The organism is Pseudomonas sp. IB20 (assembly GCF_009707325.1).
GTDB lineage: Bacteria > Pseudomonadota > Gammaproteobacteria > Pseudomonadales > Pseudomonadaceae > Aquipseudomonas.
In genome coordinates this window covers 5,120,987-5,142,130 of sequence record NZ_CP046103.1, presented here as the reverse complement: position 1 = coordinate 5,142,130, position 21,144 = coordinate 5,120,987, and the positions used below count along the sequence as shown (strand labels likewise).

Below are 21,144 nucleotides of genomic sequence, written 5' to 3'. Positions count from 1 at the left end.
GCGGGGCGGGTGCTTAAGGCTTGATGCTGACCTTGGAGTAATCCTGGCGCCCGAACGGGCTTACCTGATACCCCTCGACATTCTTGCGGGCCAGGGCGAACGCGGTCGGGTGCGCCAGCGGCAGCCACAAGGCCTGCTGCTGGATCTGCGCCTGAGCCTGTTGGTACAGCTTGCTACGCACGCCTTGCTCGCTGGTGGTCTTGCCGGCGCTGATCAGTTTGTCCAGCGCGGGGTCGCAGTAGCGCGCGAAGTTGGTACCGGATTTTACTGCCGCGCAGGAGAACTGTGGGGTGAGGAAGTTATCCGGGTCACCGTTGTCGCCGGCCCAGCCCATGAACAGCAGGTCATGTTCACCGGCCTTGGCGCGGCGAATCAGTTCGCCCCACTCGATCACGCGAATCTCGGCCTGGATGCCGATCTTGGCCAGGTCTGCCTGCAACAGCTGTGCACCGAGGTTGGGGTTGGGGTTCAGCAGGCTGCCGGTTGGGCGGGTCCAGAGGGTGGTTTTGAAGCCGTCCTTGAGCCCGGCGCGGTCTAGCAGCGTCTTGGCCTTGGCGATGTCGTGTGGATAACCCGGCAAGTCCTTGGCATAGCTCCAGGTATTGGGTGGGTAAATGCCATTGGCCGCTTCGGCGGTGCCTTCAAACACGGCTTTGAGGTAGCTGTTTTTGTCGAACGCCAGGTTGATTGCCTGGCGCACTTCGGGCTTGTCCAGTGGTGGGTGCTGGCTGTTGATGGCCACGAAGGCAGTCATGAAGGCGGCGGTTTTTTCCACCTTCAATGCCGGGTCTTTCTCGGCTTCGCCTACGTCTAAAGGCTTAGGCGATAGGGCGATCTGGCATTCGTCACGGTGCAGTTTCTGCAGCCGCACGTTGGCATCCGGGGTAATGGCAAAGATTAAGTTATCCACAGCCGGTTTGCCGGCGAAGTACTCCGGGTTGGCTTTGTAGCGAACCACCGCATCTTTCTGAAAGCGTACGAACACAAACGGACCGGTGCCGATCGGCTGGCTATTGAGCTTTTCAGGCCTGCCGGCCTTGAGCAGCTTGTCGGCGTATTCGGCCGGGTAGATCGAAGCAAAGCCCATGCTCAGGGCGGCGAGGAAGGTCGAATCGGCGTGATCGAGAGTGAAGCGCACGGTCAGCGGGTCGAGGGCGTCGATTTTCTTGACCAGTGTCGGCAATTGCAGCGACTGCGCATGCGGGAAACCGCTCTGCGCGATCTTGTGCCACGGGTTGGCCGGGTCGAGCATGCGTTCAAAGCTGAAACGCACGTCTTCGGCGGTCAGGCTGCGGCTTGGGGTGAAGTATTCGGTGCGGTGGAATTTCACGCCTGGGTGCAGCTTGAACGTGTATGTCAGGCCATCCGGCGAGACTTCCCAGCTGTCCGCGAGGCTCGGCACCAGCTTGCCGTGGGTGGCGTCGTAGTCCACCAGGCGGTTCATCAGTACGTCGGCCGAGGCATTGGTGGTGGTCAGCGAGTTGTATTGCACCACATCGAACCCTTCGGGGCTGGCCTCGGTGCAAACGCTCAAACTGGTAGCCGCCAGGGCCGTCGGCGCGATAAATAGAGGGACTAGCAATAGCGGTAGGGCTGCGAGGCGCATATTTGGTTTCCTTTGCAGATCGAAGGCCCATCTGCGAGTGCAGTCTGGAAAAAGCCTACCGTAGTGGTCTGATTGATAAATGACTAGCCCATTTTTGCCTGTGCTTTTGGCCCAAATGCTGTTTTGATGGCGCCTCAGCGCGTTTCGCCGTGCACTTCACCGTGCGTGCGGGCGCTGTAAATCATTCTGTGCGACGAGCGGTCGGCTTTCACTGCGGCCCCTCCTGGCAACGGTTCAGGCGTCTGTCGCCGAGATTTACGCCGGTAAAAACACACGGGCTGTTGTTGCATTGGGGTCTTTCTGGTATAAAGCAGCGCTCTTTTCTAGGGGCCCGGTTCCTTCACTGTAGGTGTAGCCGGTAAGACCCTTAAAGAAACGCGGCGCCTGGCGCCAAATGACTGAGAGATTAAGCGGCCAACCCATGCCGGGTTGGGCATGTGGTTTTAGAGGGCTGAGGCATGTCGAGAGTCTGTCAAGTTACCGGTAAGGGTCCGGTGACTGGGAATAACATTTCCCACGCAAATAACAAAACCCGTCGTCGTTTCCTGCCGAACCTGCAGCATCACCGCTTCTGGGTTGAAGAAGAGAAACGTTTTGTTCGCCTGCGTGTATCTGCCAAAGGCATGCGTATCATCGACAAGCGTGGCATCACTGTCGTGCTGGCCGAAATCCGCGCCGCTGGCAAGATCTAAGGAGCTCTATCATGCGTGAATTGATTCGAATGATCTCTAGCGCCGGTACTGGTCACTTCTACACTACCGACAAGAACAAGCGTACTACCCCGGACAAGCTCGAAAAGAAAATGTTCGACCCGCGCGTTCGCAAGCACGTGATCTACAAAGAAGGCAAAATCAAGTAATTGATTTTCTTCCTTGTGAAAAAAAGCCCGCATCTCACGATGCGGGCCCGCCTGTGACGCTCCGCATCAGGCTTTCTGTTCGAACACCACGTAGATCTTGCGGCACGGCTCCAGCACTTCCCAGGTGCCGCTGAACCCGGCGGGGATCACGAAGCGGTCGCCGGCACGCAAGGTCTTGGCGTTGCCATCGGCATCGCGCAGTACCGATACGCCCTGCACGATCTCGCAGTACTCATGCTCGGTGTAATTGACCTTCCACTGCCCGACTTCGCCTTCCCAAACCCCGGCACTCATCTGGCCGCACGGGCTGTTGTAGTGGTTGTAGAGCGTTTGCTCGGGGTCGCCCTTGAGGATTTTTTCGGCGGCAGGCCGGTAGCGTTCGGGGGCGGTGTTGGCTTGGTTGAAGTCGACGATGTCCTGGATGCTCATGTGCGTGTCCCGTCTGGCCTGCGGTTGGAGAGCCCAAAGTCTATGTTTATTAAAATGAACATCGCAAGGGTGTTTGCCGCCGTTGTGTCAAATATATTGAAACACCCCCAGCCGCTGGTTTAGGGTGGCAGCTGCCTTGAGCCGAACAGCAGGCTGGCCGGGCAAGAATTCTTTGAGGCTGCCGGGGGACATCACCTGGCCCTTGTATTCAATAAGAGGAGGACACTCGCATGACCACCCTGCCCCGTGCCGACTGGGAACAACGCGCCAAGGATCTGAAGATCGAAGGCCGCGCCTATATCAATGGCGAATACACCGCCGCCGTTTCCGGTGACACGTTCGAATGCATCAGCCCGGTCGATGGCCGTCTACTGGCCACCGTTGCCAGTTGCGACGCCGCCGACGCCCAGCGCGCTGTAGAAAATGCCCGCGCCACCTTCAATTCCGGTGTCTGGTCGCGCCTGGCACCGGCCAAGCGCAAGGCCGCCATGATCCGTTTCGCCGCGTTGCTCAAGGCCAATGCCGAAGAGCTGGCGCTGCTTGAAACCCTGGACATGGGCAAGCCGATCAGTGATTCGCTCGGTATCGACGTCCCAGGTGCAGCCAATGCCCTGAGCTGGAGCGGCGAGGCGATCGACAAGATCTACGACGAAGTTGCCGCCACCCCGCATGATCAACTCGGCCTGGTAACCCGCGAGCCAGTCGGCGTGGTTGGCGCCATCGTGCCGTGGAACTTCCCGCTGATGATGGCCTGCTGGAAACTCGGCCCAGCGCTGTCGACCGGTAACTCGGTCATCCTCAAGCCGTCCGAAAAGTCCCCGCTGACCGCCATCCGCATCGCGGCCCTGGCCGTTGAGGCCGGTATTCCAAAAGGCGTATTCAACGTGCTGCCGGGCTACGGCCACACTGTGGGTAACGCACTGGCGCTGCACATGGACGTCGACACGCTGGTGTTCACCGGCTCCACCAAGATTGCCAAGCAACTGTTGATCCGCTCCGGCGAGTCGAACATGAAGCGCGTGTGGCTGGAAGCCGGCGGCAAGAGCCCGAACATCGTGTTTGCCGATGCGCCAGACCTGCAAGCGGCTGCCGAATCCGCCGCGGGCGCCATCGCCTTCAACCAGGGCGAAGTCTGCACCGCCGGTTCGCGACTGCTCGTCGAGCGTTCAATCAAGGATAAATTCCTGCCGCTGGTGATCGAGGCCCTCAAGGGCTGGAAGCCAGGCAACCCGCTGGACCCGGCAACAACCGTCGGCGCGCTGGTGGACACCCAGCAGATGAACACCGTGCTGTCGTACATCGAAGCCGGCCACGCCGACGGCGCCAAGCTGGTCGCGGGCGGCAAGCGCACCCTGGAAGAAACCGGTGGCACGTACGTTGAGCCGACGATTTTCGACGGGGTGACCAATGCCATGAGGATCGCCCAGGAAGAGATCTTCGGCCCTGTGCTGTCGGTCATCACCTTCGACAGCGCCGAAGAAGCCATCGCCATTGCCAACGACACCCAATACGGCCTGGCCGCGGCGGTGTGGACGGCGGATATCTCCAAGGCACACCTGACCGCTAAGGCCTTGCGCGCTGGCAGCGTATGGGTCAACCAGTACGATGGCGGCGACATGACCGCGCCGTTTGGTGGCTTCAAGCAGTCGGGCAATGGTCGCGACAAGTCGCTGCACGCGTTCGACAAGTACACCGAGCTGAAGGCGACCTGGATCAAGCTCTAAGCAATACTGCTGATCCCCTGTAGGAGCAAGCTGGTGTGGGAGCTGGCTTGCCTCCGGTAGCAGCACCAAGGTGTGACTGACACACCGAGGCGTCTGCATCGCGGGCAAGCGCGGCTCCCACATAAGTTCGCTCCTACAGTTCGTTTGAAACCCAGAAATTATCCACAGGAGCGTGGAAATGCGTTGGGCGACTTATTTCGCCGTCCTGGCCTCGGTACTCAGCGTTGGCCTGGCCCTGGGCGTCAGCATGCCGCTGGTGTCCCTGCGCCTGGAAAGCTGGGGCTACGGCAGTTTCGCCATTGGGGTGATGGCAGCCATGCCGGCCTTCGGCGTGCTACTGGGCGCGAAGGTCTCCAGCCGCATGGCTTCATGGCTGGGCACCGCCAACCTGATGCGCTTGTGCCTGTGGGCCGGTGCAGTGTCCATCGGCCTGCTGGCAATCCTGCCCAGCTACCCGGTCTGGCTGGTGCTGCGGCTGATGATCGGGGTGATCCTGACCATCGTGTTTATCCTCGGTGAAAGCTGGATCAACCAGTTGGTGGTGGAGCAGTGGCGTGGCCGCTTGGTCGCGCTGTATGGCTGCACGTATGCCTTGAGCCAATTGTCGGGGCCATTGCTGCTGGGCGTGCTCGGCACCGACCATGATTACGGCTTCTGGGTGGGCGTGGGCCTGTTGATGGTCGCGCCGCTGCTGTTGCTCGGGCGTTCCGGTGCGCCGACGGCCGAATCCTTCAGCGTCACCTTCGGCGATCTGTGGCGTTTTTGCCGGGGCCTGCCGGCGATTGCCTGGGCGGTGGCGTTGTTCGCTGCATTCGAGGCGATGATTCTGACGCTGCTGCCGGTGTATTGCCTGCAGCAAGGTTTCACGGCCGAGATTGCTTTGGCCATGGTCAGTACGGTGGTGGTCGGCGATGCGTTGCTGCAATTGCCCATTGGCGCATTGGCCGACTATCTGCCGCGACGCACGCTGTTCTTGAGCTGTGCGCTGCTGTTGCTGGCCTCCAGCCTGGCGATTCCGCTGTTACTGCACACGCCGCTGATCTGGCCGGTGTGGGTGGTCTTCGGCGCCAGTGCCGGTGGGTTGTTCACCTTGTCGCTGATCCTGATCGGCGAGCGTTACCGCGACGATGCGCTGGTGCGCGCCAATGCCCACGTGGCGCAGTTGTGGGGCATCGGTTGCCTGATCGGGCCGCTGGTGGCCGGTGCGGGCAGCCAGTGGATCAGCGGGCATGCATTGCCGTGGCTGATGGCAGCCGGGGCGTTGGGGCTGGTGGTGTTGTTGTTGCGCCAGGGCGCGTTTGGCGTCGCGCAACCGGCCTGACCTGAAATGCAATCAACCGTGGGAGCTGGCTTGCCTGCGATAGTGGTGTGTCAGCTGCCAATACAGTGCCTGACACTCCGCCATCGCGGGCAAGCCCGGCGCCCACAGGGATCTACTCTGTCCTTAAAGCATCCGCTCCAGGCCGACTGACGTGGCGAACCAGGCATTGAACCGGCGCCACCAACTGCCGGGTTCATCGGTCAGTGTGTGCAATTGGCCGTTATCTTCGGTCACCCACACCACTTGCCCGTCCTGCAGTTTCGCCTGGTAGCTCAAGGCCGGTGCCATGCCTTGCAACGCCAGGTTGCGAACGTGCTCCGCCAGTTCGGGGCTGTCCACCAGCACGCCGACTTCGGTGTTCCACAGCACTGAACGTGGGTCGAAGTTGAATGAGCCGATAAACGACTTCTCCCGATCAAAGATCATCGCCTTGCTGTGCAGGCTGGAGTCCGAGCCGTGGAAGGCGCCTCGGCGAAACAAGTGCGGGCCGCTGCCGGCGCTGGGGTCGCCGGGTTGGCGGCGCAGCTCATAAAGTTTTACGCCGTGCTCCAGCAGCGCCTTGCGATACGGCGCATAGCCGCCGTGCACGGCCGGTACGTCGGTGGCCTCCAGTGAGTTGGTCAGCAGGCTCACCGACACCCCCGCATCGGCGCGGCCGGTCAGGTACACCAGCCCAGGCTGGCCGGGCACGAAGTACGCCGAAATCATGATCAGCTCATGGTTGACGCCTTCCAGCTCCGGCGCCAGTTGGGTGGTGAGCAGCAAGCGCGGGTCGGGGTCGGCCTTGGCCAGCACCTTGCTCGGCGCGTCCCACAACGCCTGGTTCCAGGCCCAGATCAGCTCGCGGCGCCAGATGTCCATGCGCGGCTGGGTCTGGTAGGTGCGCAAGCGGTTATACAGGGTGTGATTCTGCTGGCGTGATTCGGCCAGCGAGTCGTGCAGGCGCACACGTGCGGCGGCCAGGTCGCGTTTGGACGGGGCGTTGGAGACGAAGTCATCAATCGGCTTGCTCAGCGCGCTGTTCCAGTACTGATCAAAACTGTGGCCGAGCTGCTCAGCCACCGGGCCGACGCTGAGCATGTCGATATCGGTGAAGTTCAGGTTGGGCTCGGCGTCGAAATACTCGTCGCCCAGGTTGCGCCCGCCGACAATCGCCACGCTGTTGTCCGCCAGCCACAGCTTGTTGTGCATGCGCCGGTGTTGCAGCGACAGGTTGAACAATCGGCCCATGGCCCGCGTCACGCCGGTGCTGCGGCCCAGGTGCAGCGGGTTGAACAGGCGGATTTCAATCTGTGGGTGGGCGGCGAGGGTGGCGATGATCTGGTCGAGGCCATCGCTGGTGGTGTCGTCCAGCAGGATGCGCACGCGCACGCCACGGTCGGCGGCCTTGAGCAGTTCATCCACCAGCATGCGCGTGCTGATGCCGTCGTGGACGATGTAGTACTGCAGGTCGAGGCTGCTTTGGGCGTTACGGATCAGTTCGGCGCGGGCCATGAAGGCTTCACTGCTGTTGGGCAGCAGGCGAAAGCCTGAGCGGCCCTGATACGGCGCCGCCTGCGCCTGGATCGAGCGGCCGAACGACGATTGGGCGGCGGGCAGGGCGTCGCTGGGCACGCGCGGCGTATCGACCGTAGCGCAGCCGCCCAGGGCCAGGGCGCCCAGCAGGAAAAACGGTAAAAGCCGTCGAGTCATCAAGGGCGCTGCTTCCAGGTCAGGGCGGTTGGGCATATGACGGCCAATTCCGGCGAAAGGTCAGTCTGACGCCTCGGCAAGCATCTTGATCGCGGCGGCGCCGACCTTGCGCACCGCTTCTTCGATCTGCGCGGTTGGCTTGGCAGCGTAGTTCATGCGCAGGCAGTTACGGTACTTGCCGGAAGCGGAAAAAATGCTGCCCACCGCCACCTGTACGCCTTGTTCCACTAGCACGCGGTTGAGCTTGAGGGTGTCGAAGCCTTCTGGCAGCTCGATCCACAGCATGAAGCTGCCCTGGGGCCGACTGGCGCGTGTGCCTGCCGGGAAATAGCGGCTGACCCAGTCGAGCATCAGGTCGCGATTACGCTGGTATTGGGTGCGCATCCGCCGCAAATGTGGCTCGAAGTGGCCGTTTTTGAGGAATTCGGCGATGGCGATCTGCGGTTGGGTCGCAGTGGAACCGGTGCTGATGTATTTCATGTGCAGCACCCGCTCCAGGTATCGCCCGGGCGCAACCCAGCCGATACGCAAGCCTGGCGCCAGGGTTTTCGAGAACGAGCTGCACAGCAGCACGCGGCCGTCCTCGTCGAAGGATTTGATCGTGCGTGGGCGTGGGTAGCTGTAGGCCAACTCGCCATACACATCGTCTTCGATGATCGCCACGTCAAAGCGCTGGGCCAGGGTCAGCAACGCGCGTTTGCGCGCCTCCGGCATGATGTAGCCCAAGGGGTTATTGCAGTTGGGCGTCAGCTGGATGACCTTGATCGGCCACTGTTCCAGGGCAAGCTCCAGTGCTTCGAGGCTGATGCCAGTGACCGGGTCCGTCGGGATTTCCAAGGCTTTCATGCCCAGGCCCTTGAGGGTCTGCATGGCGCCATGGAAGCTCGGCGAGTCCACGGCAACGATATCGCCCGGCTCGCAAATGGCATGGATGCTGGCGGACAGCGCCTCGTGGCAACCTGTGGTGATCACAATGTCTTCGGCCGTCAGTTGGCAGCCGGAATCCAATGACAGTCGCGCAATCTGTTCGCGTAATTCCATACAGCCGAGGATGTTGTCGTAATACAGCCCCGGCAGATCCTGGCGGCGACTCACCCGTGCAAGGCTGCGCAGCAAGGGTTTCAGGGTCGGCGACAATACATCCGGCATGCCCCGGCCCATCTGTATGACGTCTTTGCGGGGCACCGCGCGAATCAGTTCCAGCACCTGATCCCACTGGGAAATCTCCACCGGGCGCTGGGCCGGGCGGCCTACCTCGGGCAGCGCCGGCAGCTCGCGCCCAACGGGTACAAAGTAGCCGGACTTGGGCTTGGGCATTGCCAGGCCGTTGTCTTCCAGCAAGCGATAGGCTTGTTGCACGGTGCTCAGGCTGACCCCGTGTTCCACGCTCAAGGCTCGTACAGAGGGCAAACGATCGCCGGGGCGGTAGAAGCCCTGTTCGATGCGAGTGCCCAGCAATTCGGCGAGGTTGACGTAAAGGGTCATGGCGGTCACTCCCGAGGGACCAGTACAGATACCGGGAAAATACAGGATTCAGGCACCCTTGGGCAGCATCTGTATGGATTTAATAAAGATGGGTTGAATCTGTAATGGTTTGGCGTGCGCGCTCACTCTAGTCACTCATGGCAACAAGCAAATGAGGGGCAGCAAAATGAGCGGCATAAGCGATGTGCGTCTGATGCTACACAGTCAGGAGTTGCAGGCAGGGCAGGAGCGGGGGACGGCGCCGCGCGATATCAGCCGATGGAGCCTGTTCTGGCACCGCCGCCACACGCGCAAAGCCTTGCTGCATTTGACCCGCGAGCAACTGCGCGACGTTGGGCTGACCGCCGAACAAGCGCGCCAGGAAGGCCTGAAACCGTTCTGGCGCGATTGATCAGATCAGCTCTTTGAACCGGTGCCAGAGCATCCCCAGCGCCAGCAGCGGCGAACGCAAATGTTTACCGCCGGGGAAGGTGATGTGCGGCACCTGGGCGAACAAATCGAAACGGCCCTGCTGCTGGCCGCGGATCGCCTCGGCCAGCAGCTTGCCGGCCAGGTGCGTGGCGTTGAGGCCGTGGCCGGCGTAGGCCTGGGCGTAATACACGTTAGGCTGGTCGGCCAGCCGGCCAATCTGCGGCAGGCGGTTGGCGCCGATGCCGATCATGCCGCCCCACTGGTAGTCGATCTTCACGTCGGCCAGTTGTGGAAACACCTTGAGCATCTTCGGGCGCATGTAGGCGCCGATGTCCTGAGGGTCGCGTCCGGAATAGTGGCAGGCACCGCCAAACAACAGGCGGCGGTCGGCGGATAACCGGAAGTAATCCACCGTCACCCGCTGATCACACACAGCCATGTTCTGCGGCAACAGGTTGGCGGCTTGTGCTTCGCTCAACGGCTCGGTGGCGATGATGTAACTGCCGGCGGGCAGCACTTTGCCGCTCAGGTGTGGGTTCAGGCCATTGAGGTAAGCGTTACAGGCCAGCACCAGGGTCTTGGCGCGCACATTGCCAAGGGCGGTGTGCACGTTGACCTCGGGGCCGTAGTCGATGCGCGTCACTTCGGACTGCTCGAACAGCTTCACGCCCAACTGCTGCGCGGCGGCGGCTTCACCGAGGGCCAGGTTCAGCGGGTGCAGGTGGCCGGAGCCCATGTCGATCATGCCGCCCACGTAGCGGTCAGAGCCGACCACGCTGCTCATCTCGCTGGCTTGCAGCAGGCGCACTTCATGGCGATAGCCGAGGCTGCGCAATTCTTCGGCGTCCTCGGCCAGGTCGTGCAGATGCTGAGGTTTGTTCGCCAGGTCGCAATAGCCCCACGTCAGGTCGCAGGGGATCTGATAGCGCTCGACGCGTTCGCGCACGATCTCCACGGCTTCCAGGCCCATCAGCTTCATCTGGCGTACGCCGTCGCTGCCGATCACATTGGCGAACTGGTCCAGGCCATGGCCGACGCCACGAATCAGCTGGCCGCCATTACGGCCACTGGCGCCCCAGCCGATTTTGCGCGCCTCCAGCAACACCACGCTAAAACCGCGCTCGGCCAGCTCCAGCGCCGTGTTAAGCCCGGAATAACCACCGCCAATCACGCACACATCGGCGCTGACTTCGCCCGCCAACGCCGGGCAGTCGGGTTGTGGGACGCTGCTGGCGGCGTAGTAGGAAGCGGTGTGCCGGGCGCTGGCGGTCATGGGGAGCATCCCTGTTTGGAAAATTTGACGCAGGATACAGCGGTCGGACGAAGCTGTCTGCGCAGGGCGTTTTGCGTCAGAATCAACGCCTATTCGCCGTTCGGTACGTGTTTCGATGAGTTGCAACAGCCAGAAAATCAGCGCGCTGCGCCGACAGATTCCTTCGTTCGAGTGCGTCCCCGGCTGCCACGACTGCTGTGGGCCGGTGACCACATCGCCCGAAGAAATGTCGCGACTGCCACGTAAGACCGCTGCTGAGCAGGACGCGGCCATGGACGAGCTGAACTGCGTACACCTCGGGCCAAATGGCTGCACGGTGTATGACGAGCGGCCGTTGATCTGTCGGTTGTTTGGTACCACCAAGACCTTGCCGTGCCCCAATGGGCGGGGGCCGGTGGAGCTGATTCATCCGCGAGTAGAAAAGCAGATCCATGAATACATGGCGAGCACCCGGCAGGTGCTGGTCTAGAGCCACCTTGATCGCGGCGTATCCGTTAATCCGGGATCGGCAGGTTCAGGCTCTCTTTCACCTCTTCCATCACGATATAACTCTTGGATTCCCGCACATGGGGCAGCTTGAGCAAGATATCGCCCAGCAATTTGCGGTACGAGGCCATCTCGGAAATCCGCGCTTTCACCAAGTAGTCGAAGTCGCCTGACACCAGGTGGCACTCCAGCACATGCGGCAGTTTCAACACCGCACGGCGGAACTCTTCAAAAGTGTCGCCGGACTTGTAATCGAGGCTGATCTCGACAAATACCAGCAAACTCCCCTTCAAATGCTGCGGGTTGAGCCGCGCGTTGTAGCCCATGATGATCCCTTCGCGCTCCAGGCGGCGTACGCGTTCGGTGCACGGCGTGGTCGACAGCCCGACTTTTTCACCCAGCTCCGTGAACGAAATACGCCCGTCGGTTTGCAGGATGCGCAGGATATTGCGGTCGATCTTGTCCAGCTCCCGCTTGGTCTGGGTGTTGGTACGCATAGGGGATACGCCTCTGTGAAAAGGGTTTTTGCCGAGAATTGTCGCCAAATATAGGCATTTATATAGTGAAATGCACTGGTCATTGTTTTTTACACTGCGCTCATCATTGCTCGAATAACACACGTCAGCGGCTAAGCCCGTGATGAGGATATAAAAATGCGCGTTCTGGTCTTGGGTAGCGGCGTCATTGGGGTGACCAGTGCCTACTATTTGGCGCGGGCCGGCTTTGAAGTCGTTGTGGTCGACCGTCAGCCTGCTGCTGCCATGGAAACCAGTTTCGCCAACGCCGGCCAAGTGTCTCCAGGGTATGCCTCGCCATGGGCCGCGCCGGGCGTGCCGCTCAAGGCGATCAAGTGGTTGCTGCAACGCCACGCGCCGCTGGCGATCAAGGCCACCACCGATATCGATCAATACCTGTGGATGGCGCAGATGCTGCGCAACTGCACGGCCAGCCGCTATGCGGTGAACAAGGAACGTATGGTCCGCCTGTCCGAGTACAGCCGCGACTGCCTCGACGAGCTGCGCGCTGAAACCGGCATTGCCTACGAAGGCCGCAGCCTCGGTACGACTCAACTGTTCCGCACCCAGGCCCAACTGGATGGCGCGGCCAAAGACATCGCCGTGCTGAAAGAATCCGGCGTGCCGTTCGAGTTGCTCGACCGGGCCGGTATCGCCCGCGTTGAGCCAGCATTGGCCAGTGTCACCGACATCCTCGCTGGCGCCCTGCGCCTGCCGAATGACCAGACGGGCGACTGCCAGATGTTCACCACGCGCCTGGTGGAGATGTGCAAACAGCTGGGCGTGGAATTTCGCTTCGATCAGGACATCCAGCGCCTCGACTACGCAGGCGACCGTATCAACGGCGTGTGGGTCGACGGCAAGCTGGAAACCGCCGACCGCTACGTGCTGGCTCTGGGCAGCTACTCGTCGAAACTGCTCAAGCCGCTGGGGATCAAGGCGCCGGTGTACCCGCTCAAGGGTTACTCGCTGACCGTGCCGATCACCAACCCGGCGATGGCGCCGACTTCGACCATTCTCGACGAGACCTACAAGGTCGCGATCACCCGTTTCGACAACCGCATCCGCGTCGGCGGCATGGCTGAAATAGCCGGTTTTGACCTGTCGCTTAACCCGCGTCGACGCGAAACCCTGGAGATGATCGTCAACGACCTTTATCCTCAGGGCGGCGATTTGACCGAAGCCACGTTCTGGACCGGCCTGCGCCCGACCACACCCGACGGCACGCCGATTGTCGGTGCCACGCCCTTCAAGAACCTGTTCCTGAATACCGGCCACGGCACGCTCGGCTGGACCATGGCCTGTGGCTCTGGTCGTTTGTTGGCCGACCTGATGGCTTCGAGGACGCCACAGATCAGCGCCGAAGGCCTCGATATTTCCCGTTACGGCAACCACCAGGAGTCCGCAAAACATGTCCATCCAGCGCCAGCTCACCAATGAGCGCATGAGCCAGATCGTTGTTCACAGCGGTACCGTGTATCTGGCAGGGCAAGTCGGCGACGACATGAGTGCCGGGATTGAACAGCAGACCCGTGAAACCCTGGCCAATATCGAGCGTCTGCTGGACTTGGCCGGCACCGACAAAACCAAGTTGCTGTCGGTGACGATCTACCTGAAAGACATCGACGCCGACTTCGCCGGTATGAACGCGGTGTGGGACAAGTGGCTGCCTAAAGGCGTCGCCCCGGCCCGTGCCACGGTCGAAGCCAAGCTGTGCGAACCGGAAATTCTGGTAGAGCTGTCCGTCGTGGCCGCGCTGCCTTAAACCCAGATCCCTCTCCCGGCGCCGACGTTGTTGGTCGGTGCCGGTTTTTCTTCACTCTGCCGCCTAGAAGCCTGCCGCCATGCGTCCTGCCCGTGCCCTGATCGACCTCCAAGCCCTGCGCCACAACTACCAATTGGCCCGTGAAGTCACGGGGGCCAAGGCCCTCGCCGTGGTCAAGGCCGATGCCTATGGCCATGGCGCCGTGCGCGTGGCCCAGGCGCTCGAAGCCGAAGCCGACGGGTTTGCCGTGGCGTGCATCGAAGAGGCGTTGGAACTGCGGGCCGCCGGGATTCGCGCGCCGGTACTGCTGCTGGAAGGTTTCTTCGAAGCCGACGAGCTGCCTCTGATCATCGAGCATGATGTGTGGTGCGTGGTGCATTCGCTGTGGCAGTTGGACGCGATCGAGCAAGCCCGGCTGAGCAAACCGCTGACTATCTGGCTCAAGCTGGATTCGGGCATGCACCGTGTTGGCCTGCACCCCAAGGATTACCACGAGGCTTATCAGCGGCTGCTGGCCAGCGGTAAAGTGGCAAAAATCGTATTGATGAGTCACTTCGCCCGCGCCGACGAGCTCGACTGTGTACGTAGCAATGAACAAGTCGAAGTATTTGAGGCGGCGCGCCAAGGCTTGTCGGCGGAAGTCAGCCTGCGCAACTCGCCGTCGGTGATGGGTTGGCCGAGCATGTCCAGCGACTGGGTGCGCCCGGGCATCATGCTCTACGGCGCCACGCCGTTTGGTGAAGACCAGGCCATCGCCGCGCGTTTGCAGCCGGTGATGACCCTGGAGTCCAAAGTCATCTGCGTGCGGGAACTGCCGGCCGGTGAGCCGGTGGGCTACGGCGCCAAGTTCATCACGCCAAAGCCGATGCGCATTGGCGTGGTTGCCATGGGCTATGCCGACGGTTACCCACGCCACGCGCCGACCGGCACGCCGGTGCTGGTGGCGGGGCAGCGCAGCCAATTGCTGGGCCGCGTGTCCATGGACATGCTGTGTGTCGACCTGACCGACGTGCCCCAGGCCGGGCTTGGCTCCACGGTAGAGCTGTGGGGCAAAAATATCCTCGCCAGTGACGTCGCGGCTGCCGCCGAGACCATTCCCTACCAGATCTTCTGCAACCTGCGCCGCGTGCCAAGGCTCTATTCCGGGGCTTGAACGCCGCCGACGAGTGGGGCCGGCCAGGATTTAGGTCCAAGTGTTGTAAATACTGAACGCTGTCGCCATGATAACGCTCAATTACAACAACGCCTGAATCCTAGGAGGCTCCCGCATTGGACGTCGGCGAACGACTGCAATCCATCCGTAAACTGAAGGGTCTTTCCCAGCGCGAGCTCGCCAAGCGCGCGGGTGTCACCAACAGCACCATTTCGATGATCGAAAAAAACAGTGTCAGCCCCTCGATCAGCTCCTTGCGCAAGGTGCTGGGCGGTATCCCCATGTCCATGGTCGAGTTCTTTTCCGAGGAGATCCTCCAGGAAAAACCGACCCAAATCGTCTATAAAGCCAATGAGCTGATCGACATCTCTGACGGCGCCGTCACCATGAAACTGGTCGGTCGCGCGCACCCGAGCCGGGCGATTGCGTTTCTCAATGAGATTTACCCGCCGGGCGCCGACACCGGCGAAGAAATGCTCACCCACGAAGGTGAAGAAACCGGGATTCTGGTGGAAGGTCGCCTTGAATTAGTGGTCGGTATTGAAACTTTTGTGCTCGAAGCCGGCGATAGCTACTACTTTGAAAGCACCAAGCCGCATCGTTTTCGCAACCCGTTCGATGTGCCGGCGCGACTAATCAGCGCAGCCACACCCGCGAACTTTTAACAAAAGAGGCGTCCTGCCAGCGTTGCAGAGGCACCCGAGCAGTATTCCGTATGACTGAATTTCCCTTTAGTTAATAGGGTTGTTTCAGCCGGACGGGCTAACCGTTATACTTTCGCCGCCTGCGAAACCGTGGCCGCAGGCGTGAATAGCCACCATTGAGGGTGAACGCGTGAACCTAATTATGAAAATGCTGGCTGCACCAGCAACCGTACTGGCCCTATGGGCTGTCAGCGCCCAAGCTGCGACCAATGATGAAATTGCCAAGCGCCTGGAGCCTGTCGGCCAAGTCTGTGTTCAGGGCCAGGAATGCAAAGGCATGGAAGTGGCGGTGGCAGTCGGTGGCGGCGGCGGTGCAAAAACGCCGGATGACGTAGTCGCCAAGCACTGCAACGCATGCCACGGCACCGGCCTGCTGAATGCTCCGAAGATCGGTGATACCGCTGCCTGGAAGGAGCGGTTAGGTCATTTGGATACTGTATTGGCGGAGCTCAAAATTGAGGATCCGCAGAAAGGGACCAAGGGGTTGGCCCAGGTCGCCAAGCATGGCTTGAACGCTATGCCTCCGATGGGGACTTGTGCTGACTGCAGCCTTGAGGACCTTGAGGGTGCGATCAAGAAGATGTGGGACCAAGGGGTTGGCCCAGGTCGCCAAGCATGGCTTGAACGCTATGCCTCCGATGGGGACTTGTGCTGACTGCAGCCTTGAGGACCTTGAGGGTGCGATCAAGAAGATGTCAGGGCTGTAAATTGCCGATCTTCGCCAAAAAGCCGCTGACCAGCGGCTTTTTTGTGCTTGGGATTTGTACTTAGAGGCTGTTCATTGCAGCAAAGACCCGGCAAGCTCGGTCCAACCCCTAATCATGGAATGTTCAGGAGGGTCGGATGGTGCAGTTGTGTTCAATCGAGCAAGCAGTTGACGACGTACTGGCGCGTTTGCCCGCGCATATCCACATGGGCATGCCCCTTGGCTTGGGCAAGCCCAACCTGTTCGTCAACGCGCTGTACCGGCGCATCGCTACGTTGCCGGAGCGGGCGCTGACGATCTACACCGCGCTGGCCTTGGGCCGCCCAACCATGGGCGATGGTTTGCAAAAACGCTTTCTCGAACCCTTTATCGAGCGGGTGTTCGGTGATTACCCTGAACTGGATTTTCTCGCTGACCTGCACAAGGACAGCCTGCCGAACAACATCCGCGTGCAGCAGTTCTTCATGCAGCCCGGCAGCCTGCTTCACAGCGCATCGGCGCAGCAGGATTACGTCAGCAGCAATTACAGCCATGCCGCCCGCGACATCAACGCCGCTGGCCTCAATCTGGTGGCGCAGCTGGTGGCCAGCAGCACTGAGCATCCTGATCGCCTGAGCCTGAGCTGCAATCCCGATATCACCCTCGACCTGCTGCCCATGATCGAGAAGCGCCGCCAAGCTGGCGAAACCATCCTGATCGTTGGCCAAGTTCACAGCGATTTACCCTACATGCCCGGCGATGCCGAACTGGGCATGGATGCGTTCGACTACCTGATCGACGAAAAGGACAGCACCACGTTGTTCTCCACACCGAACATGCCCGTGGGTTTTCAGGACCACTTTATCGGTCTGCATGCCAGTACCTTGGTGCGCGATGGCGGCACCTTGCAGATCGGCATCGGCTCCATGGGCGATGCGCTGACCGCCGCCTTGCTGGCGCGTCAGGCCGATAACGACGCCTATCGGCTGCTGTTGACCGACCTCGATGTGTACCAATGGGCGCCGCTGATCAGCCATGAAGGCGGCGTCGCGCCGTTCGCCCATGGCTTGTACGGTTGCAGCGAAATGTTCGTCAACGGCCTGCTGGTACTGGCCGATGCCGGGATTATCCGTCGCAAGGTCTACCCGGATGTGGCGACTCAGGAGCAAGCCAACGCCGGCACCCTGGACGATGCGGCGCAGCCCGACGGCGTCTCGATTCACGGTGGCTTCTTCCTCGGGCCGCGCAGTTTTTACCAGCGCTTGCAGGAAATGACTCACGCCAAGCGCCTGGAATTCAACATGACCCGCATCAGCTACATCAACGAGCTCTACGGTCAGGAAGAGCTCAAGCGCCTGCAGCGCCTGGACGCGCGGTTTATCAACAGCGCGATCGTGGTGACGCTGCTCGGTGCAGGTGTGGCGGATCAGCTGGAAGGTGGCCGTGTGCTCAGCGGCGTCGGTGGGCAGTACAACTTTGTTGCCCAGGGCCATGCCCTGGAAGGCGCGCGTTCGATCCTGATCCTGCGCAGTTGGCGTGAGTCGGCGGGGGAGGTCAGTTCCACTATTGTCTGGGAATACGGCCACTGCACCATTCCTCGTCACCTGCGCGATATCGTCATCACCGAGTACGGGATTGCCGATTTGCGTGGGCAGACGGATGCCAAAGTGATTGAGGCGCTGCTGAATATCACCGACTCCAGGTTCCAGGGCGATTTGATCGAACAGGCGCAGAAGGCCGGCAAGTTGCCCAAGGATTTCCAGCTGGACCCTCGCTTTGCTGACAACACGCCGCAGCGGCTCCAGGATATTCAGGCGCGGCATCGCCGTTTGTTTCCGGAGTATCCGTTGGGCACCGATTTCACGGATGAGGAAAAGGATCTGTTGCGGGCGCTGAACTGGCTCAAGAGCAAATTTAAGCTGACGGAGATTCTGGAGCTGGGCAAGGCGGCGCTGGACGCACCGGAGCCGCAGGTGTTTCCCAAGCATCTGGAGCGGATGCGGTTGGATAAGCCGGACGGGCTGAAAGAGGATCTTTACCAGCGTTTGCTGCTCGCCGGCCTGCAGGCCACCGCGCACTGACAGGCACCACAAATCAAATGTGGGAGCTGGCTTGCCTGCGATAGCGAGGTGTCAGGCGACAGAGATGTCGACTGTCGGGCCCCATTTTGACTTGTGCCCACCCCAATTATTTGGGGTGTTATCGATTACTCGATAAAGGTCACAACGCCGCCAGCCAGCGACTTCACCCGTGCCAGCGACTCAACCCGATAACCCTGCGCATCCAGCTCCGCACGGCCACCCTGGAACGACTTCTCGATCACAATCCCCAAGCCCGCGACAGTCGCGCCGGCTTGCTTGATGATCGAGATCAGCGCCTGGGACGCCTTGCCGTTGGCCAGGAAGTCATCGATCACCAGCACGCGGTCGCTGCTGGTCAGGTGGCGCGGGGAGATCGCCACGGTGCTTTCGACCTTCTTGGTGAAGGAATACACGGTCGCCGACAGCAGGTTTTCCGTCAGCGTCAGGGATTGCTGCTTGCGGGCAAAAATCACCGGTACGCCAAGGTTCAGGCCAGTCATGATCGCCGGCGCGATGCCCGAGGCTTCGATGGTGACGATCTTGGTGATGCCCGAGTCCTTGAACCGCTCGGCGAATTCGTCGCCGATCAGTTTCATCAGCGCCGGGTCGATCTGGTGGTTCAAAAAGGCGTCGACCTTGAGTACCTGATCGGAAAGCACGATGCCTTCTTCGCGAATTTTCTTGTGCAGTGCTTCCACGGAAAGCTTCCTCTAATGGCGCGGTGTGCGCCGAAAGTAGATTAAAAAGTAGTCGATTCTAGCGCTTTAACATCGCGCGTATATCCGCCAAGGCGGTGTTGCCGCGAACGGCCTTCACCTCGGTCGGGGTGTCGTCATTGCCTTCCCAGGCCAGGTCGTCCGGCGGTAGCTCGTCAAGGAACCGGCTGGGGGCACAATCGATGATTTCGCCGTATTGCTTGCGCTTGGCGGCAAAGGTGAAGGCCAGCGTCTGACGTGCGCGGGTAATGCCCACGTAGGCCAGGCGCCGTTCTTCTTCGATGGTGTCGGCTTCGATGCTGGAACGGTGCGGGAGGATTTCCTCTTCCATGCCCATGATGAACACGTAGGGGAATTCCAAGCCCTTGGAGGCATGCAAGGTCATCATCTGCACGCCTTCGGCACCGTCTTCCTCTTCTTGCTGGCGCTCGAGCATGTCGCGCAGCACCAGCTTGCCGATGGCGTCTTCGACAGTCATCTCGCCTTCTTCGTCCTTCTCCAGCGTGTTTTTCAACGCTTCGATCAGGAACCAGACGTTGCCCATGCGGTAATCGGCGGCTTTGTCGCTGGAACTGTTGGTGCGCAGCCAGTTTTCATAGTCGATGTCCATGACCATGCTGCGCAGCGCGCTGATCGGGTCTTCGCCGGCGCACTGCTCGCGCACCTTGTCCATGAAGCGTTTGAAGCGCGACAGGCGGTCGGTGAAGCGCGTGTCCAGGTGTTCGCCCAGGCCGATTTCGTCGGTGGCGGCGTACATCGAGATCTTGCGTTCGGTGGCGTAGTTACCGAGCTTTTCCAGGGTGGTGGAGCCGATCTCCCGACGCGGCACGTTGATCACGCGCAGGAAGGCGTTGTCGTCGTCTGGGTTCACGATCAGGCGGAAGTAGGCCATCAGGTCTTTTACTTCCTGGCGTCCGAAAAAGCTGTTGCCACCCGAAAGCCGATAGGGAATCTGGTGGTGCTGCAGCTTCAGCTCGATCAGCTTGGCCTGGTAGTTGCCGCGATACAGGATCGCAAAGTCGCTGTAGGGGCGATCGGTACGCAGGTGCAGCGTCAGCAATTCGACGGCTACGCGCTCGGCTTCGGCGTCTTCGTTGCGGCAGCGGATCACGCGAATCTCGTCGCCATGGCCCATCTCGCTCCACAGTTGTTTTTCAAACTCGTGGGGATTGTTGGAGATGAGCACGTTGGCGCAACGCAGGATGCGGCTGGTGGAGCGGTAGTTCTGCTCCAGCATCACCACTTTCAGGGACGGGTAGTCGTCCTTGAGCAGCATCAGGTTTTCCGGGCGCGCGCCACGCCAAGCGTAGATCGACTGGTCGTCGTCGCCTACCACGGTGAACTGGTTGCGCTTGCCGATCAGCATTTTCACCAGCAGGTATTGGCTGGCGTTGGTGTCCTGGTACTCGTCCACCAGCAGGTAGCGGACTTTGTTCTGCCATTTTTCGAGGATGTCGGCGTGTTCCTCGAACAGTTTCACCGGCAGCAGGATCAGGTCGTCGAAGTCCACTGCGTTGAACGCCTTGAGCGTGCGCTGATAGTGGGTGTAGACAATGGCGGCGGTCTGTTCCTTGGGGTTGCGTGCGTTTTCCAGGGCCTGGGGCGGCAGGATCAGGTCGTTTTTCCAGGCGCCGATCATGTTCTTGATCTCATCTACGCCGTCGTCGCCTGCGTATTCCTTTTGCATGATGTCAGTCATCAGCGACTTCACATCGGTCTCATCGAAGATCGAGAAGCCCGGCTTGTAGCCCAGCCGCGCATGCTCCTTGCGGATGATGTTCAGGCCCAGGTTATGGAACGTGCACACCGTGAGGCCACGGCCTTCGCCGCCCTTGAGCAGCGTGCCGACACGCTCTTTCATTTCGCGCGCCGCCTTGTTGGTAAAGGTCATGGCGACGATGTACTGGGCGCGGATGCCGCAGTTCTGGATCAGGTGCGCGATCTTGCGGGTGATCACGCTGGTCTTGCCGGAGCCAGCACCGGCGAGCACCAATAGAGGGCCGCCGACGTAGTTCACGGCTTCTTGCTGCCGGGGATTGAGTCGGGACATACAGAATTTTAGGAGTCGTTGTTCAAAAGGGCGGGCATTTTAACAGGCTCGCAGGATTCTGCTCTCACAGAACGACAGTGTGACGTACCACTCGATCTAAATTTGCCGGTTTTGATACTTTGCCGCAGGATGTAGGGGGCTTTTTGAGGCTAATCCTTACAGCCAGCGTATTTGATAACCCTTATCATT

At 60.7% G+C, this 21,144-nt stretch carries 19 protein-coding genes and 2 pseudogenes; 13 read left to right on the top strand and 8 right to left on the bottom strand.

The window, feature by feature from the left end; translation table 11 throughout:
• Window positions 1–13 precede the first annotated feature (13 nt).
• Window positions 14–1,606 carry an ABC transporter substrate-binding protein gene (locus GJU48_RS24070; RefSeq protein ID WP_094948711.1) on the bottom strand — a complete coding sequence of 531 codons (1,593 nt, stop codon included), beginning with the start codon at window positions 1,604–1,606 and terminating at the stop codon, window positions 14–16.
• Between the two features lie 458 nt (window positions 1,607–2,064).
• Between GJU48_RS24070 and rpmB the strand changes: the two genes are divergently transcribed.
• Together rpmB and rpmG are read left to right on the top strand one after the other, a co-directional pair.
• Window positions 2,065–2,298 (top strand): 50S ribosomal protein L28, encoded by a 234-nt coding sequence (rpmB, locus tag GJU48_RS24065; protein ID WP_003176907.1) that lies wholly within the window; start codon window positions 2,065–2,067, stop codon window positions 2,296–2,298.
• 11 nt (window positions 2,299–2,309) lie between these two features.
• Window positions 2,310–2,465 (top strand): 50S ribosomal protein L33, encoded by a 156-nt coding sequence (rpmG, locus tag GJU48_RS24060; RefSeq protein ID WP_003176906.1) that lies wholly within the window; start codon window positions 2,310–2,312, stop codon window positions 2,463–2,465.
• 66 nt (window positions 2,466–2,531) lie between these two features.
• On the opposite strand, the gene GJU48_RS24055 is transcribed toward rpmG, so the two are convergent.
• Window positions 2,532–2,894: a cupin domain-containing protein gene (locus GJU48_RS24055; RefSeq protein WP_094948712.1), complete on the bottom strand. Its 363-nt coding sequence runs from the start codon at window positions 2,892–2,894 to the stop codon at window positions 2,532–2,534.
• A 230-nt stretch (window positions 2,895–3,124) separates the two neighbouring features.
• Here GJU48_RS24055 and GJU48_RS24050 point away from each other — a divergent pair, with 230 nt between their 5' ends.
• Window positions 3,125–4,618, top strand: a complete 1,494-nt coding sequence (locus GJU48_RS24050; RefSeq protein WP_094948713.1) for an aldehyde dehydrogenase — start codon at window positions 3,125–3,127, stop codon at window positions 4,616–4,618.
• A 178-nt stretch (window positions 4,619–4,796) separates the two neighbouring features.
• Entirely contained in the window at window positions 4,797–5,939 is a 1,143-nt protein-coding gene (locus GJU48_RS24045; protein WP_094948714.1) for an MFS transporter, read from the top strand.
• A 123-nt stretch (window positions 5,940–6,062) separates the two neighbouring features.
• On the opposite strand, the gene GJU48_RS24040 is transcribed toward GJU48_RS24045, so the two are convergent.
• Both GJU48_RS24040 and GJU48_RS24035 read right to left on the bottom strand, forming a co-directional pair.
• Window positions 6,063–7,631 (bottom strand): phospholipase D family protein, encoded by a 1,569-nt coding sequence (locus tag GJU48_RS24040; RefSeq protein ID WP_094948833.1) that lies wholly within the window; start codon window positions 7,629–7,631, stop codon window positions 6,063–6,065.
• Between the two features lie 60 nt (window positions 7,632–7,691).
• On the bottom strand, window positions 7,692–9,116 hold the full coding sequence (locus GJU48_RS24035; protein ID WP_094948715.1) for an aminotransferase-like domain-containing protein: 1,425 nt from the start codon (window positions 9,114–9,116) through the stop codon (window positions 7,692–7,694).
• 166 nt (window positions 9,117–9,282) lie between these two features.
• Here GJU48_RS24035 and GJU48_RS24030 point away from each other — a divergent pair, with 166 nt between their 5' ends.
• Window positions 9,283–9,507: a DUF1127 domain-containing protein gene (locus GJU48_RS24030; RefSeq protein WP_094948716.1), complete on the top strand. Its 225-nt coding sequence runs from the start codon at window positions 9,283–9,285 to the stop codon at window positions 9,505–9,507.
• On the opposite strand, the gene GJU48_RS24025 is transcribed toward GJU48_RS24030, so the two are convergent.
• Window positions 9,508–10,800, bottom strand: a complete 1,293-nt coding sequence (locus GJU48_RS24025; protein ID WP_094948717.1) for an NAD(P)/FAD-dependent oxidoreductase — start codon at window positions 10,798–10,800, stop codon at window positions 9,508–9,510.
• A gap of 115 nt (window positions 10,801–10,915) precedes the next feature.
• Between GJU48_RS24025 and GJU48_RS24020 the strand changes: the two genes are divergently transcribed.
• Entirely contained in the window at window positions 10,916–11,269 is a 354-nt protein-coding gene (locus tag GJU48_RS24020; protein ID WP_003176897.1) for a YkgJ family cysteine cluster protein, read from the top strand.
• A gap of 25 nt (window positions 11,270–11,294) precedes the next feature.
• On the opposite strand, the gene GJU48_RS24015 is transcribed toward GJU48_RS24020, so the two are convergent.
• Window positions 11,295–11,783, bottom strand: a complete 489-nt coding sequence (locus GJU48_RS24015; protein ID WP_003176896.1) for an Lrp/AsnC ligand binding domain-containing protein — start codon at window positions 11,781–11,783, stop codon at window positions 11,295–11,297.
• A 156-nt stretch (window positions 11,784–11,939) separates the two neighbouring features.
• Here GJU48_RS24015 and dadA point away from each other — a divergent pair, with 156 nt between their 5' ends.
• The 7 genes and pseudogenes from dadA to GJU48_RS23980 all read left to right on the top strand — a co-directional run bounded on the left by dadA (window position 11,940) and on the right by GJU48_RS23980 (window position 18,189).
• On the top strand, window positions 11,940–13,241 hold the full coding sequence (gene dadA / locus GJU48_RS24010; protein ID WP_094948718.1) for a D-amino acid dehydrogenase: 1,302 nt from the start codon (window positions 11,940–11,942) through the stop codon (window positions 13,239–13,241).
• On the top strand, window positions 13,213–13,566 hold the full coding sequence (locus tag GJU48_RS24005; RefSeq protein WP_034116404.1) for a RidA family protein: 354 nt from the start codon (window positions 13,213–13,215) through the stop codon (window positions 13,564–13,566). Before dadA ends, GJU48_RS24005 begins: the two co-directional genes overlap by 29 nt.
• A 79-nt stretch (window positions 13,567–13,645) precedes the next feature.
• Window positions 13,646–14,719, top strand: a complete 1,074-nt coding sequence (alr, locus tag GJU48_RS24000; RefSeq protein ID WP_094948719.1) for an alanine racemase — start codon at window positions 13,646–13,648, stop codon at window positions 14,717–14,719.
• A 116-nt stretch (window positions 14,720–14,835) separates the two neighbouring features.
• The gene (locus GJU48_RS23995; RefSeq protein WP_094948720.1) at window positions 14,836–15,384 is read left to right on the top strand and encodes a cupin domain-containing protein; all 549 of its coding nucleotides are present in this window, start codon (window positions 14,836–14,838) and stop codon (window positions 15,382–15,384) included.
• Window positions 15,385–15,565: 181 nt separating this feature from the next.
• A pseudogene (locus GJU48_RS23990) lies at window positions 15,566–16,006 on the top strand (c-type cytochrome); the annotation flags it as partial.
• 31 nt (window positions 16,007–16,037) lie between these two features.
• Window positions 16,038–16,130, top strand: a pseudogene (locus GJU48_RS23985) (c-type cytochrome); the annotation flags it as partial.
• A 136-nt stretch (window positions 16,131–16,266) separates the two neighbouring features.
• A complete protein-coding gene (locus GJU48_RS23980) occupies window positions 16,267–18,189 on the top strand; it encodes an acetyl-CoA hydrolase/transferase C-terminal domain-containing protein (RefSeq protein ID WP_094948721.1) in 1,923 nt (640 codons plus the stop codon).
• Between the two features lie 125 nt (window positions 18,190–18,314).
• On the opposite strand, the gene GJU48_RS23975 is transcribed toward GJU48_RS23980, so the two are convergent.
• Window positions 18,315–18,887, bottom strand: coding sequence for a xanthine phosphoribosyltransferase (locus GJU48_RS23975; RefSeq protein WP_094948722.1), 573 nt, complete (start codon window positions 18,885–18,887; stop codon window positions 18,315–18,317).
• Window positions 18,888–18,945: 58 nt separating this feature from the next.
• Window positions 18,946–20,955, bottom strand: a complete 2,010-nt coding sequence (gene rep / locus GJU48_RS23970) for a DNA helicase Rep (RefSeq protein ID WP_094948723.1) — start codon at window positions 20,953–20,955, stop codon at window positions 18,946–18,948.
• Window positions 20,956–21,144 lie beyond the last annotated feature (189 nt).